Annotated in this window: 17 protein-coding genes; 8 read left to right on the top strand and 9 right to left on the bottom strand. The window is 36.4% G+C overall.

The window, feature by feature from the left end; genetic code table 11:
- Nucleotides 1-94 precede the first annotated feature (94 nt).
- The 3 genes from Q0371_RS03530 to Q0371_RS03520 all read left to right on the top strand — a co-directional run bounded on the left by Q0371_RS03530 (nucleotide 95) and on the right by Q0371_RS03520 (nucleotide 1,415).
- The gene (locus tag Q0371_RS03530) at nucleotides 95-580 is read left to right on the top strand and encodes a GNAT family N-acetyltransferase (RefSeq protein ID WP_298468335.1); all 486 of its coding nucleotides are present in this window, start codon (nucleotides 95-97) and stop codon (nucleotides 578-580) included.
- Nucleotides 581-648: 68 nt separating this feature from the next.
- Nucleotides 649-1,176 carry an AAA family ATPase gene (locus Q0371_RS03525; protein WP_298468332.1) on the top strand — a complete coding sequence of 176 codons (528 nt, stop codon included), beginning with the start codon at nucleotides 649-651 and terminating at the stop codon, nucleotides 1,174-1,176.
- 77 nt (nucleotides 1,177-1,253) lie between these two features.
- Complete coding sequence (locus tag Q0371_RS03520) at nucleotides 1,254-1,415, top strand: tRNA U-34 5-methylaminomethyl-2-thiouridine biosynthesis protein (protein ID WP_298468330.1); 162 nt, start codon at nucleotides 1,254-1,256, stop codon at nucleotides 1,413-1,415.
- Nucleotides 1,416-1,616: 201 nt separating this feature from the next.
- Here the strand turns inward: Q0371_RS03520 and Q0371_RS03515 are convergent, their stop codons facing one another.
- Nucleotides 1,617-1,982 (bottom strand): hypothetical protein, encoded by a 366-nt coding sequence (locus Q0371_RS03515; RefSeq protein WP_298468327.1) that lies wholly within the window; start codon nucleotides 1,980-1,982, stop codon nucleotides 1,617-1,619.
- A 180-nt stretch (nucleotides 1,983-2,162) separates the two neighbouring features.
- Nucleotides 2,163-3,881 (bottom strand): acetate--CoA ligase, encoded by a 1,719-nt coding sequence (gene acsA, locus Q0371_RS03510; protein ID WP_169361289.1) that lies wholly within the window; start codon nucleotides 3,879-3,881, stop codon nucleotides 2,163-2,165.
- A 172-nt stretch (nucleotides 3,882-4,053) separates the two neighbouring features.
- Here acsA and Q0371_RS03505 point away from each other — a divergent pair, with 172 nt between their 5' ends.
- Genes Q0371_RS03505 through Q0371_RS03495 form a run of 3 tightly spaced genes read left to right on the top strand, consistent with a single transcriptional unit; the run spans nucleotide 4,054 to nucleotide 6,545 of the window.
- On the top strand, nucleotides 4,054-4,686 hold the full coding sequence (locus tag Q0371_RS03505; RefSeq protein ID WP_169361288.1) for a GNAT family N-acetyltransferase: 633 nt from the start codon (nucleotides 4,054-4,056) through the stop codon (nucleotides 4,684-4,686).
- 39 nt (nucleotides 4,687-4,725) lie between these two features.
- The gene (locus Q0371_RS03500) at nucleotides 4,726-5,373 is read left to right on the top strand and encodes an acetoin utilization AcuB family protein (protein ID WP_298468321.1); all 648 of its coding nucleotides are present in this window, start codon (nucleotides 4,726-4,728) and stop codon (nucleotides 5,371-5,373) included.
- Nucleotides 5,343-6,545: an acetoin utilization protein AcuC gene (locus tag Q0371_RS03495; RefSeq protein WP_298468318.1), complete on the top strand. Its 1,203-nt coding sequence runs from the start codon at nucleotides 5,343-5,345 to the stop codon at nucleotides 6,543-6,545. The genes Q0371_RS03500 and Q0371_RS03495 overlap by 31 nt, the downstream gene beginning before the upstream one ends.
- 453 nt (nucleotides 6,546-6,998) lie before the next feature.
- Here Q0371_RS03495 and Q0371_RS03490 read toward each other — a convergent pair whose 3' ends face one another.
- The gene (locus Q0371_RS03490; RefSeq protein WP_298468315.1) at nucleotides 6,999-7,706 is read right to left on the bottom strand and encodes a DNA alkylation repair protein; all 708 of its coding nucleotides are present in this window, start codon (nucleotides 7,704-7,706) and stop codon (nucleotides 6,999-7,001) included.
- Between the two features lie 1,365 nt (nucleotides 7,707-9,071).
- Here Q0371_RS03490 and Q0371_RS03485 point away from each other — a divergent pair.
- On the top strand, nucleotides 9,072-9,392 hold the full coding sequence (locus tag Q0371_RS03485; protein WP_298468312.1) for a hypothetical protein: 321 nt from the start codon (nucleotides 9,072-9,074) through the stop codon (nucleotides 9,390-9,392).
- A 177-nt stretch (nucleotides 9,393-9,569) separates the two neighbouring features.
- On the opposite strand, the gene Q0371_RS03480 is transcribed toward Q0371_RS03485, so the two are convergent.
- From Q0371_RS03480 to Q0371_RS03470, 3 genes are all read right to left on the bottom strand, one after another.
- Nucleotides 9,570-10,043, bottom strand: a complete 474-nt coding sequence (locus Q0371_RS03480; protein WP_298468309.1) for a GNAT family N-acetyltransferase — start codon at nucleotides 10,041-10,043, stop codon at nucleotides 9,570-9,572.
- Nucleotides 10,044-10,271: 228 nt separating this feature from the next.
- A complete protein-coding gene (gene ccpA, locus Q0371_RS03475) occupies nucleotides 10,272-11,270 on the bottom strand; it encodes a catabolite control protein A (protein WP_298468306.1) in 999 nt (332 codons plus the stop codon).
- A 119-nt stretch (nucleotides 11,271-11,389) separates the two neighbouring features.
- Nucleotides 11,390-12,475 (bottom strand): bifunctional 3-deoxy-7-phosphoheptulonate synthase/chorismate mutase, encoded by a 1,086-nt coding sequence (locus Q0371_RS03470; RefSeq protein ID WP_169360027.1) that lies wholly within the window; start codon nucleotides 12,473-12,475, stop codon nucleotides 11,390-11,392.
- Nucleotides 12,476-12,641: 166 nt separating this feature from the next.
- On the opposite strand from Q0371_RS03470, the gene pilM reads away from it, so the two are divergent.
- Nucleotides 12,642-14,777: a pilus assembly protein PilM gene (gene pilM / locus Q0371_RS03465; RefSeq protein WP_298468303.1), complete on the top strand. Its 2,136-nt coding sequence runs from the start codon at nucleotides 12,642-12,644 to the stop codon at nucleotides 14,775-14,777.
- A 110-nt stretch (nucleotides 14,778-14,887) separates the two neighbouring features.
- Here the strand turns inward: pilM and Q0371_RS03460 are convergent, their stop codons facing one another.
- From Q0371_RS03460 to murC, 3 genes are all read right to left on the bottom strand, one after another.
- Nucleotides 14,888-15,481: a YtxH domain-containing protein gene (locus Q0371_RS03460; protein WP_298468300.1), complete on the bottom strand. Its 594-nt coding sequence runs from the start codon at nucleotides 15,479-15,481 to the stop codon at nucleotides 14,888-14,890.
- 20 nt (nucleotides 15,482-15,501) lie between these two features.
- The gene (locus Q0371_RS03455; protein WP_298468297.1) at nucleotides 15,502-15,960 is read right to left on the bottom strand and encodes a DUF948 domain-containing protein; all 459 of its coding nucleotides are present in this window, start codon (nucleotides 15,958-15,960) and stop codon (nucleotides 15,502-15,504) included.
- Between the two features lie 142 nt (nucleotides 15,961-16,102).
- Nucleotides 16,103-17,404 carry a UDP-N-acetylmuramate--L-alanine ligase gene (gene murC, locus Q0371_RS03450; RefSeq protein ID WP_298468294.1) on the bottom strand — a complete coding sequence of 434 codons (1,302 nt, stop codon included), beginning with the start codon at nucleotides 17,402-17,404 and terminating at the stop codon, nucleotides 16,103-16,105.
- Nucleotides 17,405-17,431 lie beyond the last annotated feature (27 nt).

Below are 17,431 nucleotides of genomic sequence, written 5' to 3'. Positions count from 1 at the left end.
TTTGCTTAAGACAGGTTGGGTAAAATCCTAGACTACAAAAAATATCCTTTCCAAAATCAGGTATTATATAATTAAGAAGCTTAGGAGGAATACGATGAAAAGATTAAATTTAATTAAATTTATAGAGGATGATTTTGATGATTATTTCAGCCTTGTATCTAATGAAAAGGTGATGGCTCAAATTACAGAGTATGCTATTCCTTTTGAAGAGGCTCAATTGAATTTTCAAAAGTTATTAATAAGAAATAATAAGTATGATCACTATGGTTCATATAAAATATACGATAGTTCAAAAAATGAATTTATCGGACTTGGACATTTAACTTTGGATGAAGACAACAATGAAGTAGCTGAAATTGGCTATATGATAAAACCAGAGTATTGGGGAAAAGGATATGGTGGTGAGATAGCAAAACTATTAATTGAAAAAGCTAAGAAAGTAGAATTAAAATCCATTAAGGCCATTATCGACCCAGACAATATTGCTTCTAGGAAAATTTTAATCAATGAAGGATTTGTATCTGAGATGATTGTTGAAATTGACGGGCTTCCAGGAGAAATTCTAATGAAAAAATTGTAATTTTAGCAAACTCAAAGAGGAAGTATATTGCAAGCTCACCTATAAATAATAGAAAGTTGATGAAAACAATGAATAAAATCTATATCATATCGGGGCCCGCTGGAGTAGGTAAATCTACCACTACAAAAGGTCTTGCTGAACAGTTTGATCAAAGTGCTTATATTGAAGGTGATTTAATAAATCATATGGTTGTTGGCGGTTATCTCCCTCCTTGGAAAAGTGATGAGTCACTTTCGCTAGTTTGGGATAATATTGCGGATTTAAGTATCAATTTTGTCCAAGCAAATAAGAATGTAATCATTGATTATGTTGCTTTTCCAGAGGAAGTAGAAAGATTTTCTCAAAAGATTTATGCTGCAGTACAACATGTAGAAATTATATATGTTGTTTTATGGGTCGATCTAGACGAATTGTTGAGAAGAGATGCTTTGAGGAAGAAAGAATCTCAAATGGGAGCTAGATGCTTAGAATTAGCGAATGAATTTAAAATCAAAGTAAAAGATAAACGCTTTTTCTATAATACAACCCACTTAAAGCCATCGGATTTAGAGGAAACATTTTTAAATATTAGAGAAAATCCTTCATTCAAATATTGATTTTGGGGGCTATGAAAGAAGGAGTTCAGAAGAAGATTAGAGAAATTAACTAATAAATATATTCAGGAGGCAGGAGAATGAAGAATCTATTTTATTTAATATTGGGATCTTTGATAGGATGGCTTATATGGGGAGTTTTTACGAAGGATTTTTCTCCAAATGGGTTTAGCTTACTTTTAACCGGACTTATTTTAGGATTCTTAACTGGCAGACGTAATCCAAAAGGAGTAACAGAATAAATTCAAAACTTATTCAACTAACTGGTGCGTTAGTAAAAAAACAATATCAAAGTAAAGCGAGCCAGGAAAAAATATCCTAGCTCATTTTCTGTATCCCTCTTCCCGTAGGGGTCGCCGGCTTCCGCTACAATCAATGATTTGTAAACGGTTGTGTAAATGAGTAAATTGCATTTTTGAATTTAACTTCATTAGTTAAACAATTCACTTGGAATATCCCATAAAAAATAGTGTCTTGGAATATTGTCTGGTAGATATAACTATGGTTTCTTCACCATTTTCAAAAATATATCCTGAACCAATTTGCTCTTTATAAGACCATCCCTTTTCATCCATAAAATCCTTTATGACATCGTAAGAAGAATCTCCTGTATTCAAGGATACATGCTGGTGACTACTCTTTGATTCTTCGACTTGTTCATATTCACTATTAGAAAGTTCGAGACGCATTATGGAGATAAGAATAGGTAAAGGATTCCCTTCTTGAACTAAAGCACTTCCGAATCTTAAAGTTATTAAACCAGTTATTAGAATAAACAACAAAAGTGCAGATAATAAAGTTTTCTTCAATTCATCTCCCTCGTTTCATAGATTCTTTTATTGGAAAATGCATAATAAAATATTTTTCGCTCCTACCTAAGGTTGTTTTATTCCTAAGAAATTATTAATCTCTCTTTCTGAAGTTAATTGCATTAATATATATGTGATCAATAAAAAAGCCACAGCATTTTATTGCTGCGGCTTTCCTTACTAATCTTCCATCGTAGATAAATCACCAGTTGGAAGCTGTAATTCCCATGCCTTTAATACTCGGCGCATAATTTTACCGCTTCTAGTTTTAGGTAGCTTATCCTTAAACTCAATTTCTCTAGGAGCAGCATGAGCGGCAAGACCCTTCTTCACAAATTGCTGAATGTCTGCAATGAGCTCATCAGAAGGCTCATACCCTTCATTTAAAGCAACAAATGCTTTAATAATCTCTCCACGGACTGGATCTGGCTTTCCTATTACTCCTGCCTCAAGAATTGCAGGATGCTCTAACAATTTACTTTCTACTTCAAATGGACCTACACGCTCACCTGAGGTCATAATTACGTCGTCTACTCTTCCTTGAAACCAGAAATAACCATCATCATCCATATAGGCAGAGTCTCCCGAGAAGTACCATTCATCATTGATAAAATAGGATTCAAACTTTTCTTGATTTTTCCAAACCTGACGCATCATAGATGGCCATCCTTTTTTGATGGCAAGGTTACCCATTGTGAATGGCGGGACCTCTACTCCATTGTTATCAATAATTGCAGCCTTAATGCCTGGCAATGGTTTTCCCATGGAACCGGGCTTAATCGGAAGGCAGCCATAGTTACAAATCATTTGAGCGCCTGTTTCAGTCATCCACCAAGTATCATGAATTCGTTTATTGAATACCTGCATCCCCCACTTAATAACCTCAGGGTTAAGTGGCTCACCAACTGATAATACATGACGCAGGGAGGTTAGATCATATTTCTTCACGATGCCATCCCCAGCACCCATTAGCATACGAAAAGCAGTTGGAGCACTGTACCAGACAGTAACCTTGTATTCTTCTATTGCTTTATACCAAGCATCAGGCGAGAAACGCCCACCTAAGATCAGAGAAGTTGTTCCAGCCAGCCAAGGTCCAAATATTCCATAGGAAGTTCCAGTAACCCATCCTGGGTCTGCCGTACACCAATAGATATCATCTTCTCTTATATCCATAACCCATTTCATGGACTGATAGTGTTGTACCATCGCGTAATGAACATGTAATATTCCTTTAGGCTTACCAGTAGAGCCAGAAGTATAATGTAGTATAAGTCCATCTTCTTTATCTACCCATTCTATTTCAAACTCATCAGAGGCATTGTTTAACGCCTTATTAAAGTCTACAAATTTATCATCCTCTTGAATATTGTCTCCCACTAAAAAAACAGTTTCCAAATCTGGTAGACGATCTAAAGGTATTCTTCCTAGCAATTCAGGTGTAGTGACAATTGCCTTCGCTTCGCTATCTAGTAAACGATCATACACTGCCCCTTCCATAAAGGCTTCAAACAATGGACCAACAATTGCGCCCATTTTTACTGCCCCTAATAAAGCAAAATATAATTCCGGAGATCTTGGCATAAAAATAAATAGGCGGTCCCCTTTTGCTAAATTAGAGTGCTCTTTGTAAACGTTTGCAGCTTTGTCTGTCCAGGTTTTCATGTTAGCAAATGTATATGACTCCTTGCGATCAACATCTTGATAATATAAGGCTACCTTGTCCTTAATATCTGATGCTGCATGACGGTCAATCGCTTCGTATGCCATATTCACCTTGCCTGTCTCATACCAGGAAAAAGACTTTTCAGCTTCCTCCCATTGAAAATCCTGAGCAGTTTTCTCATAGTCCTTTAATTGATACTCCTCTTGTACTACTGGTAACGCTTCGATTTTCATCCCAATTCACCCTTTCTAAATATACTCTCTTATATTCTACAATACTCTCATAAAGTAATGCTAATGTTTTAACTTTTTTGAATGTTTTGTTACATAACTGAAGTAATCGCTTTCTTTCTAAAAAATCATGTATAATAGTGGCAACTGTAACTAAATTATAGGTGGTGAATATGTGGAACATAAAAAAGTATTTTATTCGATAGAGAAAGAGACAAAGCATGGTCCAATTACTATTGAAGGACCCGTAGCATCTGAAGAATTAGCCAAGTTGACTTTCCATGAGGATTTAATAGCATTTCGAAATCCTCAACAACAACATAAGGCAATTATCGAAATTGCAAAGTTACCAGAGGGTAGGATTATCATTGTTAGAGAAAAGGACATGATTGTCGGATACTGTACGTTTCTTCATCCAGACCCACTAGAACGTTGGTCCCAAGGGAACATGGAAAACTTAATAGAATTAGGGGCTATTGAAGTTATTCCAAAATACCGTGGAACTGGAGTCGGAAAAGAATTACTCAGAGTCTCTATGATGGACGATGCGATGGAAGATTATATAACGATTACAACTGAATATTATTGGCATTGGGATTTAAAAGGAACCGGTTTAAATGTATGGGAGTACCGAAAGATGATGGAAAAAATGATGATGGCTGGTGGCCTTGAATATTTTGCAACAGATGATCCAGAGATCAGCTCCCATCCAGCCAATTGTTTGATGGCCAAAATCGGTAGCCGTGTGGACAATGAATCCATCCAGCAATTTGATCAATTACGCTTTATGAATCGCTTCATGTATTAAGGAAGATGTTTTAAATTTCTCACAAAGGGGTTTGGTTTTATGCTTGTAGAAGAAATCATGAATACATCAGTACCTACTTTAACACCGTCACATACTATAAATGATGCTTTAAAAGTCTTAAAGGAGAAACGTATTAGGCACATACCAATTGTTAATAAGGAACGTGAAGTTTTAGGGGTGGTAACAGACCGTGACTTAAAGGAAGCAACTCCCTCCTCTCTACAGGATAGAAAAGATGCGGAAATTTTAGATTTACCATTAGAAAAAATTATGACTAAGAACCCTATTACTGGGCACCCTCTTGATTTTGTCGAAGAAACAGCTAGTATTTTCTACGATAATCGTATAGGCTGCCTACCTATAGTGAGTCAAGGAAAGCTAGTCGGCATGATTACAGAATCTGATCTTCTCTATAAATTTATCGAGCTGACAGGTGTGCATCAGCCGGGATCTCAGATGGAAATACGGGTACCCAACCGACCAGGCGTCTTATTTGAAATATCTAAAGTAATTTATGAGCAAAAAGTGAATTTACTTAGCGTCTTAGTATATCCCGATAAAAATGATAGTGAATACAAGATTCTCGTTCTACGTGTCAAAACGATGAATCCTCTCAAATTGGTTCAAGCAGTAAGAGATGCCGGCTTTGAGGTTTTATGGCCAAGCCAGCCGGGATTGAATGTATGAAAAAGAATGCTGTTTTTATCTTCTCAGAAAATCAGCTTGGTTATAAATTTTCAGAAACTCATCCCTTTAACCAAAAACGCCTGACACTTACTGTTGACCTTTTAATGGAAATGAATTCACTATCACCTTCGGATATTGTGGCACCCCGTATAGCAACAGATGAAGAACTATGTTTAGTGCATGACCCTAGTTACATTGATATTGTTAAAAAAGCTAGTCAAGAGACAGAGAGTACCTCCAAATATGAGAGTTATGGGATTGGAACGGAAGATACCCCAATTTTCCCCCAAATGCATGAAGCAAGTGCCAGCTTAGTTGGAGGCACACTTACTGCTGTAGACTATGTAATGGAGGGAAAATCCAATCACGCGGTAAACTTAGGTGGTGGACTGCATCATGGATTTAAAGGCAGAGCCTCTGGATTTTGTGTCTATAATGACAGTTCCGTTGCGATTAAATATATGCAGGAAAAGTATAATGCTCGTGTACTTTACATAGACACGGATGCTCATCACGGTGATGGCGTGCAATGGAGCTTCTATGACGACCCTAATGTTTGTACTATTTCTATTCACGAAACCGGAAGATACCTTTTCCCTGGAACCGGAAATATTACCGAAAGAGGAACTGGTGAAGGCTATGGAACTTCTTTTAATTTCCCCATCGATGCCTTTACAGAGGATGATTCTTTTCTGGATATTTATCGGACAAGCTTAACGGAGATTGTCGAATGGTTTAAGCCTGATGTTATTTTAAGTCAAAATGGTGCCGATGCTCATTATTTTGACCCCCTCACGCACTTGTATGGAACGATGAATATCTATAGAGAAATACCTAAACTTGCCCACGAGCTAGCACATAAGTATTGTGAAGGTCGTTGGATAGCGGTTGGTGGTGGTGGATATGATATTTGGAGAGTCGTCCCAAGGGCTTGGTCTTTACTTTGGATGGAGATGAATGACATTCCATCGCCAACTGGGAATCTTCCAAAGGCCTGGCTCGATCGATGGAGCGCAGAGTCACCTATTCCCTTTATCCCAACGTGGATGGATCCAAATCCTCTCTATGAGCCTATACCTAGAAAGCTAGAGATAACGGAAAAGAACAAGCAAATGCTAGATAAAGCTTTGTATCAGCTGCGAAGTCAAAAGTCATACAAAAAGCTAGACTAATACTATTACTCCATAAAAAAAACAGGGTGGTTTTATTAACTCCACTCTGTTTTTATTTCTCTGTTTTTAAAAAGGCTATGTTAAAGGATAGGGTTGGTCTATAATCAAATAAATTTTTAATCAGAAAGTAGAATTGATTTCCGCGCTAGCCGGACGCTTTCCGCGGGGTGAGCGATAAGCCATCACCCATCGCTAGCGCGCGTGGTTGTTATGTCTTATCTGTCTCACTCATCCCGCTGGAGTCGCCGTCTTGTGCTCCAATCAATAAATGGAAATGCCTTCATTCGTCGATAAAACTCTATTTATTGCATAAACAAAGCTGAAAAACTGATTCCAACCATATTTCATAATCTACTTAACAATTTGAAATGTCCTTTTTTAATGTTTACAGTCCCTATAAGAAAGAAACTTTTAGTCAAAATCAACCAATCACTTTAACAAAGCTTTTTAAAATTAGCATCTTACATATTTTCTTTTAAAACCAAGTCTATCCCTATCTATTTCTTTTTGTATATTGCTATATGCATCTAGAAGGCTACTTTTTTTCTTATGCTGATTTATTTCTATTGTTCCTATTGATTTAGCAGTTTCTATAGCCTTTTCATGAAGCGGCAAATAGGAAACCCCCACGGTGTAAATAAAATTATTCATAGAGGATTTAACTCGCTCGGGCGAATCATGTATGCTTTTACTCACAATATCCAACATATTAGATATCTTACTCTTAGAAAATTCCTCATCTTTTCTATTTCCTAATAGCCAACAATAGCAGCTCCAACCAGCTGACCTTGTTAACTCTTCATCACTTGCAATCCATTGATCGGCAACGTCTTGTGCAAGATCAGACTCGGACAATGTAACGGCTACAACGTAATCAGACAGCATATAAAAATATGCCCCCTTTATCCAACGCTCAAAATCAGACACCTTCATCGCTTTAGGATCTGCAATAATTCCTGCGAAGTACATCGCATCGTAATTGCCTGTCGCATAAAGCTCCTCCGCTAACTGCTGATTAATTTTAATCTTCTTTGCAATTGGCTTCATTGCTCCTGTTGCTACCCCAAAAAGCGGTTCCCGGGCACCGTTAGAAAGGTATATTTTTTTAGTTCGTTCCTTTCCTAACGCTTCAAGCTCCTGCATTACCATTTCCATATTCATGATATTGCTCCTCCCCCACTTTATATTTTTGACATACGCTTATTTCTAACATTCATTTCATCTTAAACATAATAGATTTCTAATTTATAGAGATTAAATTATAATAAGCTGTAAGAAAAAGTAATTTTTAACTACTGTGTTAAATATAATTTCGTAAGATTCATAGCTAATACTATTAAAGATTACCGAGAAAAGAGGTATACATTTGGGTTTTACCATTTTAATGTTTATTGGTTTGTTATTCTTTGTTTTCTGTTTTATCGTAGGTGCTTTCTATTGGTTTAGTGATAGAGGAAATAAATTTTAAAAACAAAGACTTTTACTATCACTCTTTTGCACCCAAGCAAATAAGAGCATCTTACCTGATCATCTTCGCATACATTGCCCAACTTAGATGTTTCTAGACCTCTGCGTAAATATCCCGATTACTATGATAATCGTACCATTAAGTACAAACAAAAAACTAAAAAATACCATAAGCATCCCAGTTGCAAACCCACCAGGGTCAAAGGGACTCACACTTGCATATGTAACAAAAAAAACGAAAGGCGTTAAAAGTAAGACAATTATTCCCGCCCAGATTCTTTTCCTTTTATTTTTTCCAGCAATTTTGAATGCCATCAAGTTTGTAATACCCAAGACAATGAAGAATATTAAAAGAATTATAATCCCTATCTGAACCAACTCCTTTTTACCTAAATAATACCATATTATATTTATTAATGATTTTTTATTTAAGGAGTCCAATAATATGAAGACTTGGAAGTGTAAAACCACTAACCATTTTTTTGACTACTTGGATTTTCACGACTGCATTATATCGTACAACTTTTATTATGTGAAAACGTCTGTGTAAGAAGTAACAAAAAAATGGAGTGATATTATGGTATTTATGTTCAATAAGATAACACTTTTTAGCATAAGCTTTATATCAATTTGTTTAATAGTAATTGGATTTATATTACAAACCATCCTTATCCCTTTACAAGATATCGATCTTATAAGTAATAAAGAACTTTTGGAATATCAAAATGAATATGCAATCAACTATCCCTTAGGAACAGGGCTGCTTCTTTTAGGTCAGTTTCTTATGGTTTTAGTTATAATTCTAATCATTATTAAGTTTATAAAATCTAAAAGTAATAATCAAAAATCAGATGTATAACTATCCAACTAAAATATTTGTTCTTCAACTAACGCGTCCTTTATCAAAATATGGCCATCATTTCGGTTGTTTATTTTTATATCATAAATATCAAGGTGATCCCAGATTTTCATTGTGAAATGTTACACTTAAACTAATGCAACCGTTTAGTTGAATCAGACAAAGGATTGTTATATATTACCAATAAGGGGGAGGGTATTTTGTCGTTTGGTAGTATAGCTTGGGGGATTTTTATGATAATTCAAGGGATAAGTCATCTAAAGAAAAGTGACTATTTCATAGGGGAGGATATAAGGACTTTTTTAGGTGACGAAAAATTCCAATCCTATCAAAGAGGTTTGGTTTTTCCATTTTTATTATTAGGTACGATTATGATTTGTATGGGAATGATTGAAAATACATTAAATATACCAACACTACTTTTTTTAACAATCTTTCTCTCTCTTAGTCTGATTCCAATAATATTAATTTTCTATAACAATAAAAAATTCACAAATCGATATATTTTTTATAAGAAATAAATAAGTATATTGTTTTTCAACTAAGGGTGTAGTTTAGTTTAGTTTAGTTTAATTAGTATCAACCTGTAAGGGGCATAGAAATTTAGAGTTGCATTCTTTGACAGAGCTGGCACTATAATTGAGGATTATCCAGACCATGATTGGGCTGGAATAGTCCAAAAAGCCAATTTTTATGTACTACAATATTTTCTTTAATACTAACTCATCATTCAATGGGATCCCATCATGTCCAATTAAAGGTATGGAAGGTTTTAAATTTCGTGCCTTGTTTACACCATTAGGAATAATAGATGTAATTCTATAATTTCTTTTTTGGTAAAATCTCAAAGCGTTCAAATTATCATTTGTCGTTACTAGACTTACTACATGTAGCTTCTTTTGCATTGCTATGTATTCGACCTTTTCCATTAATGAAGAGCCAATGCCCTTTCCTTCTTGGAGACTATCTAATGAAATAACCTCAATTTCATTATCTTTCAAAACATAGGTAACTAAACCAACAATCTGATTATTGTCCTCGAAAATGAAGCCATCCAATTGATCACATAGATAGACACCTGTTGAAACTACCATCTCAGTACTTCCCCAATTTTCCTTAAAAAATGAAACAACCTTTTCTCTATTTTCTATCGTTATTTCTTTAATACTCATTTACTAATACCTCATTTCTCTGAATTATTAAGATTAATACAAAAAATATTATTCCTTTTTGCAAAACAGTCCGTATATAACTGATCTTCCTTTAACAAAGCTTTTAACTTGAAATATATTATCCTAAACTAGTATTATTTTACCTTTAGTGTATCACTTTTCAAAAAAACAACCTATTTTTTCCCACAAAAAAAGAGCCATGAAATTCATGACTCTTCCTCCTTATATTTATTTTACTGTTTTTCTTTCTTCAATCCGATAAGGAAGCACTACATTTTGTTCCTCGATTTTTTCCTTATTCATAAACTTCGTAAGGAGTCTCATAGAAACTGCTCCTATATCATACAAAGGAAGCACAACGCTAGTTAGTTGTGGACGAACCATTCGAGCAAGCTTAGAATTCTCAAAGCTAATAATTTCGATATCATTAGGAACATTTAACCCACTATCCTGCGCTCCGTGAATAAGCCCGATTGCGAGTTCGTCACTTCCAGCAAAAAATGCTGTTGGTGGACTCTCTAATTTTCTTAGTTGCTCCCACGCTATTAAACCATCGTCATACGTGTTATCGACACCTACTATTAAATCCTCATCTACATCGATACCTGCATTTTCTAACGCCTCTTCATAGCCTGCTAGCTTAAAGTCACGATTAATAGGAGAAGAAATGGAACCCGATATAAAAGCGATCCTATTGTGTCCATTTTGGATTAGTCGATTTACTGCATCGATAGCTGCCTCACGATACTCTATATTTACAGAAGGGAAAGAATTAGAATGCTCCACGGTGCCTGCCAAAACAACTGGCACATTGGAACGGTTCATCTCATGTAGCATTTCCTCTGAAATATAGTCACTCATCATAACGACACCATCTACCTGTTTACTTAAGAGGGTCGTCAATAACTGAACTTCTTTTTCTTCCTGTTGATCTGAATTGGTTAAGATAATATTATAGCGATACATCGTAGCAATATCCTCTATCCCTCGAACAAGCTCGGCATAGAACACGTTTGATATATCAGGAATAATAACCCCTACCGTTTTTGTTTTTTTACTTGCCAAGCCTCTTGCCACTGCGTTTGGTCGGTAATCTAATCGTTCAATCACAGCCAACACCTTTTGTCGAGTTGCTGGTTTTACGTTTTGATTGCCATTAACTACACGGGAAACAGTGGCCATCGATACGTTTGCTTCTCTGGCTACATCATAAATAGTGATAGTCATTGTATTCCCTCCTTTACTTATCTAATTTATAGTATATATGTAAATAATACTTTATATCCTTAATAACTTTCAATTATATAATAAAACCGACTCTAATTTAGAGTCGGTTTTGTGTCAATTTATGCGTGAATCTCATGATTTTTCATGAATTTTTGGATGGAATCGTAAAACTCATCAAATTGTTTTAAGTTCATCTGTTGAGCAGCATCAGATAATGCTACCGCTGGATCTGGATGTACTTCAGCCATTACCCCGTCTGCACCAATGGCAATTGCTGCTTTAGCGGCTGGTAAAAGAATATCACGACGTCCAGTGGAATGTGTTACATCTACAAATACTGGCAAGTGCGTTTCTTGTTTTAAGATTGGCACTGCTGAGATATCTAAGGTGTTTCTAGTAGCTCTTTCATATGTGCGGATACCACGTTCACATAGGATGATTTGATCGTTTCCTTGTGACATAATATATTCTGCAGCATGGATAAACTCATCTAACGTAGCTGCAATTCCTCGTTTTAAAAGGATTGGCTTATTAATTTGTCCAACTGCCTTTAATAGCTCAAAGTTTTGCATATTACGTGCTCCGACCTGTACGACATCTACATAGTCAAGTGCCTCATCTAAATGACTTGGAGTCACAATTTCAGAAACAACCGCTAAACCAAATTCTTCAGAAATTTGTTTTAAGATCTTTAATCCTTCTAATCCAAGCCCTTGGAAGTCGTAAGGAGATGTACGTGGTTTGTATGCTCCACCGCGAATTAGCTTTAGACCTTTAGATTGGATTGCAGCAGCAACCTCTGCAACCTGTGTATATGATTCTACAGCACATGGACCAAATACAAATGATGGTGCTCCTGTACCAATTTGTTCACCGTTAATCGTTACGATAGTGTCCTCTGATTTCTTTTTACGAGAAACAAGAAGCGCTTTTTTCTGATCATCGACTTGTAATTCTAGAGCCGTTTTAAAAATTTCTTTAAAAATATGCTCCACAGTAGATTGTGGTAAAGGACCATCATTATGTTCTTTAAGATGATCTAGCATATGTCTTTCACGAAGAGGATCATATCTATTAACACCTTGCTTTTCTTTTACTCTACCTATTTCTTGTACTACTCCAGCTCTTTCATTGATCAAACGTAAAATTTCTACATTGACCTCATCAACTCGGCTTCGTAAAGCCTCTAAATCCATTTGATTCATAGATATTTCTCCTTTCGTTTCAGCTACGACTCTTTCTATCGCCTGAAAATTGTGATACATTTTAAGATATAAAATATATTATAATCAATTAATCTAAGAATGTCACGCTTTTTATTTTAGCGATTCAACTCGCTAAAGTGTTTTATCCAACAAAGGAAGTGAGAACTTGTCATCAACCCTATTTGCATTAGATATTGGAACCCGTTCGGTAGTAGGTATTATTTTAGAGGAACGAGATGGGTCTTTCCATGTGGTAGACATCCTCGTAGAAGAACATAAGGATCGTGCGATGCTGGATGGTCAAATACATAATGTGCTCAAAGTTGCTGAAGTTATACAATCTATAAAAGAAAAGCTAGAAGAAAAGCATGGTCCTCTAGAGAAGGTAAGTGTGGCCGCTGCAGGACGTGCTCTAAAAACAGAACAAGCTGAAGTGAAAATGGATATAAAAAATCGTCCAATTTTCTCTGAAGAGGACGTGAGCAGGCTGGAACTCTCTGCAGTGCAGCATGCACAGAATAGTTTGGTGCATCCTGATATCGATAAACAATCCAGCCATTACTATTGTGTTGGCTACAGTGTACTTTATTACAGATTAGATGGTGATGAAATTGGCAGCCTCGTAGACCAGCAAGGCGATGAGGCTTCAGTAGAAGTAATTGCTACCTTCCTACCTAGAGTAGTTGTAGAGTCCCTTATATCAGCTTTAAAGCGTGCAAATCTTGAGATGGAAGCATTAACACTCGAGCCAATTGCTGCTATTAATGTTTTAATCCCCCCTTCTATGCGACGACTGAACGTAGCACTAGTGGATATTGGGGCAGGAACATCAGATATCGCTATAACTGATTTTGGAACTGTCGTTGCTTACGGCATGGTTCCGTATGCTGGAGATGAAATCACGGAAGCATTAAGTGAGCATTATTTGTTAGACTTCCCTCTTGCTGAAAAAGCTAAACGAGCGATTAATAATAATGAATACATACAAATTCAGGACATACTTGGTTTTGAACAGGACGTACCAAAAGATGAGGTAATTGCAGCCTTAAAACCAACGATCACAGAACTTGCTAGTGAAATATCAAAAGAAATCTTACGGTTAAATAATAATCGTTCACCAAAGGCTGTCATGCTTGTAGGAGGTGGTAGCTTAACACCTACCATTACCACTTCGCTGGAACAAGCTTTGAGTCTACCGGCTAACCGAGTTGCTGTAAGAGGTATTGATGCGATACAAAATTTAACGAAGGAAGAACATATCCCTGTCTCTCCTGAGCTAGTTACACCTATTGGAATTGCTATTGCTGCCAAAAAGTCTCCTATTCAGTATATGTCGGTAAAAGTGAACGAGCAGGTTGTTCGTTTATTTGAACTGAAGGAAATGACAGTGGGTGATGCACTTTTAGCCGCAAATATCTCTACGAGAAAGCTTTATGGGAGACCAGGGGTGGCCTTATCCATTCAACTGAACAACCAAACAATCCATATTCCTGGTGGTCATGGTCAGGCTGCAATAGTCAAAGTGAATGGCTTGGAAGCTACTACGAAAACAATTATTAAAAATTTGGACATCATAGAGTTAATGGAAGGTAAGGATGGAACTCCAGGAACTGCAACGGTACGAGAGCTACTTGATGAGGCAGTAGCTCAATCCTTTAGCTTTGAAGGAGAAACTCATATAGTAGAGCCAAGGATTTTTATCAACGGGGTACCATCTTCCGCTGACACTGAATTGAAGGAAAGAGACAAAATTACTATAGAGACTGTTCAAACAGTCGAACAGCTTTTACATTCTATTGGCAAAGAAATGTATATTCATAAGTTAAAACCATACACCATAACTATAAACGAAAAGAATCATTATATCCCCACTTTAACTCCTACACTTCTCATTAACGGAGTAAAAGGAAAACTGGAAAGTCCCATAAAGGACAATGATGTAATCACAATTAGCTCTAGTGAAGCTCCGACTTTAGAAATGCTTGCTAATGCATTAGATAAAAAATTAGATGCTCAAATAGAAATTACCTTTCAAAACGAAAAAGTAAAACTTTATAAGGAGTGCTCAATTGTTAAGATCGGTGAAGTCACAATTCATGCAAATGAGGTTGTGCGTACGGGTTCAATACTTGTATGGGAAGAAATAAATACTACACCTTGGATTTTCCAGGACGTTTTTCGATTCTCGGAGTGGACCCTTCCCGAGAATGCCGGCTCTTTTCAAATCTTAAGAAATGGACAACCCTCTCGATTTGATGAAGAAATTTTCGGTGGGGATCATTTAGAAATACTCTTTAATTAGTAGAGAAAATATTATGGTTAGCTTAAATCCCTATAAAAACACAAAAGTGAAATTGCGATATGCAATTTCACTTTTTGTATGGCATGAGATTAAACATCTCCGGCCTATCTTTATTTTGTTGTATTAGTTTTAGAATCTGTAGTTTCTTCTGCAATTGCTTCTTTAATAGCTTCCGCTACTGCTGTCGCATTTTCTTCCTCATCTGTTAGCTCTTCTGTCGTTTTAGAAATGGTTTCCATGAATTCCATTGGCTCTTCGCCCTCGGAAGAAGCAGTGCCATCATCTAACGGAGAAGCAGGAGCACCTTTAATGTTTTTCACTTTTTCTACAAGCTGTCCAGATTGCTCCTGTAGCTGTTTAGATAGCTGAGTTGTTTTCTCTTTAGCAGTGGAAGAAAGATCCATTGTTTTATCCTTCAACTGACCTGCTTGTGTGCTTAACGTACCACGAAGCTCAGTCCCAGTCTTTGGTGCTAATAATAGAGCAGTTGTAGCACCGATAATACCACCGATCACTACACCCATAATAAAGTCTTTACCGTTTACTTCCTCGTCCTTATAAACATTGTGACGACTCTCGTTATAGGAAGGCATTGGTGGATAGCTAGGCTGTCCTTGTCGATCATACGAAGATTGGTTTGCATAGTACTCTTGATTAAATTTTGCATCATTGTAATTTGGTTTGTTTGATTCGTAATTTGTCATATTCCATTCCTCCAGTAAGATTATTTTACATTATCTTTTTCAAATGTATAAAAGCCTGCTTGCTCCATTGCTTTTCGCTCTTTCCATTTGTCGCGGATACCTAAGAAAATACTGCTCCACTGAACAACCTGAGCAATCTTTTCTTCGTTTTTCTCTACCTCTGTCGTAACAGACGTTGAAAGACGTTGAATCGAATTGTTGAAGCCATTAACAGATACTCCTACGTTCTTAACTGCATCTACCACAGTATTTAGCTTTTCAGATTTATCTTGAATATCTTCAGCTAACTCGTTTGTTTTATGCAAAAGCTCGGCTGTTTCTTTTGTCACATTTTGTAAATGTGTTTCTAAGCCATTCAATGTTTCGGCAACATTGTTCAAGGTCTTTTTCACGGAAGACAAAGTTACCGCCAGGCTTATACATAAGATTAAAAAAGCAATGGCTGCTACAATTGCCGCTATGTATAAAAGATTTTCCATGTGGACACTCCCCATTTCTTGTTATGTAATATTTTTACCCCAAAAGAATCAAACTAAACTTCTTACTCTATATACTATACTACTTTTTTTTGAAAACTCCTCTAAAAAATGCTTAATCTACATAAGAGATTAAGCATTTTTATTAATTATTTAGTTTTTTTTCAAATGCTTGTTGATATTTTTGGACATCTCCTGCGCCCATAAACATATACACCGCATTTTCATGATTTAGTAATTGCTCCACGTTGTCTTCCTGAAGGATATGACTACCTTCTATAAGATCACCTAGTGTTTCAATCGTTAATGTACCAGTATTTTCTCTAGCAGAGCCAAATATATCACATAGGTATACTTCATCAGCCAGGCTTAAGCTTTCCTTAAATTCATTTAAGAACTTTTGTGTTCTAGTGTACGTATGAGGCTGGAATATTACTACAAGCTCTCTGTCCGGATACTTTTGACGAGCTCCTTGAATTGTAACTGCGATTTCTGTTGGATGATGAGCATAGTCATCAATAATCACACGATTTTCTATAACAGTCTCTGTGAAACGTCGTTTTACACCTTCAAATGACTCCAAGCCACTCTGAATTACCTCTGCAGGTACTCCTTCATAATGACAAAGAGAAATAACTGATAGTGTATTTAAAATAACATGATCCCCGTACATTGGAATGGTAAAGCGATGATAGAATTCGTTTCTTACAAATACATCAAAGGAAGTTCCCTCTGTCGTCTTTTCAATATTACGAGCAGCAAAATCATTGTGTTCGCCGAATCCGTAGTAGACTACTGGCACAGATGCTTTAATACGTTGAAGATGAGCATCATCCCCACACGCTATAATACATTTTTTAACCTGCATAGCCATCTCCTGAAAAGCGTTAAATACGTCTTCAATATCACTAAAATAATCTGGATGATCAAAATCGATATTGGTCATAATCGCATAGTCTGGGCTATATGCCAAGAAATGTCTGCGATACTCACAAGCTTCAAATACAAAATTAGAGGCGTTTTCAACCCCTTTACCTGTACCATCACCAATTAGATACGCTGTTGGACTATATCCACTTAAAACATGCGCCAAAAGCCCTGTCGTTGATGTTTTCCCATGAGCACCAGTGACAGCTATGGATGTAAACTGGTTCATATATTCCCCTAAGAATTTATGATAACGGACTACTTCCAATCCTAATTCCTTCGCTTTGACGATCTCTGGGTGAGTATCAGGGAATGCGTTCCCAGCGATGATTGTCATATCTTCTGAAATGTTATTCTCATCAAAAAGCAACACATTTATATTGCGTTCATGTAATGGTTTTTCTGTAAAAAAGTACTTTTCAATATCTGATCCTTGCACTTCATGACCTTCATCATGAAGGATTTGTGCCAACGGGCTCATACCCGATCCTTTAATCCCTGTAAAATGATACTTTGTCATACGTTGTAAACCTCCTGGGATTATTCC

The sequence above is a fragment of the uncultured Psychrobacillus sp. genome (assembly GCF_938022135.1).
Taxonomy (GTDB): Bacteria; Bacillota; Bacilli; order Bacillales_A; family Planococcaceae; genus Psychrobacillus.
This window is presented reverse-complemented; position numbering and strand designations above follow the sequence as displayed.

What these genes read in the sequence shown, in the direction of transcription:
- Q0371_RS03480 (WP_298468309.1), bottom strand. Translation starts at nt 10,043, where the DNA reads ATGAGTATTAAAGAAATAACGATAGAAAATAGAGAAAAGGTTGTTTCA.
- Q0371_RS03495 (WP_298468318.1), top strand. Translation starts at nt 5,343, where the DNA reads ATGGCCAAGCCAGCCGGGATTGAATGTATGAAAAAGAATGCTGTTTTT.
- Q0371_RS03460 (WP_298468300.1), bottom strand. Translation starts at nt 15,481, where the DNA reads ATGACAAATTACGAATCAAACAAACCAAATTACAATGATGCAAAATTT.
- ccpA (WP_298468306.1), bottom strand. Translation starts at nt 11,270, where the DNA reads ATGACTATCACTATTTATGATGTAGCCAGAGAAGCAAACGTATCGATG.
- Q0371_RS03500 (WP_298468321.1), top strand. Translation starts at nt 4,726, where the DNA reads ATGCTTGTAGAAGAAATCATGAATACATCAGTACCTACTTTAACACCG.
- acsA (WP_169361289.1), bottom strand. Translation starts at nt 3,881, where the DNA reads ATGAAAATCGAAGCGTTACCAGTAGTACAAGAGGAGTATCAATTAAAG.
- Q0371_RS03455 (WP_298468297.1), bottom strand. Translation starts at nt 15,960, where the DNA reads ATGGAAAATCTTTTATACATAGCGGCAATTGTAGCAGCCATTGCTTTT.
- Q0371_RS03530 (WP_298468335.1), top strand. Translation starts at nt 95, where the DNA reads ATGAAAAGATTAAATTTAATTAAATTTATAGAGGATGATTTTGATGAT.
- Q0371_RS03470 (WP_169360027.1), bottom strand. Translation starts at nt 12,475, where the DNA reads ATGAATCAAATGGATTTAGAGGCTTTACGAAGCCGAGTTGATGAGGTC.
- Q0371_RS03520 (WP_298468330.1), top strand. Translation starts at nt 1,254, where the DNA reads ATGAAGAATCTATTTTATTTAATATTGGGATCTTTGATAGGATGGCTT.
- murC (WP_298468294.1), bottom strand. Translation starts at nt 17,404, where the DNA reads ATGACAAAGTATCATTTTACAGGGATTAAAGGATCGGGTATGAGCCCG.
- Q0371_RS03525 (WP_298468332.1), top strand. Translation starts at nt 649, where the DNA reads ATGAATAAAATCTATATCATATCGGGGCCCGCTGGAGTAGGTAAATCT.
- Q0371_RS03490 (WP_298468315.1), bottom strand. Translation starts at nt 7,706, where the DNA reads ATGAATATGGAAATGGTAATGCAGGAGCTTGAAGCGTTAGGAAAGGAA.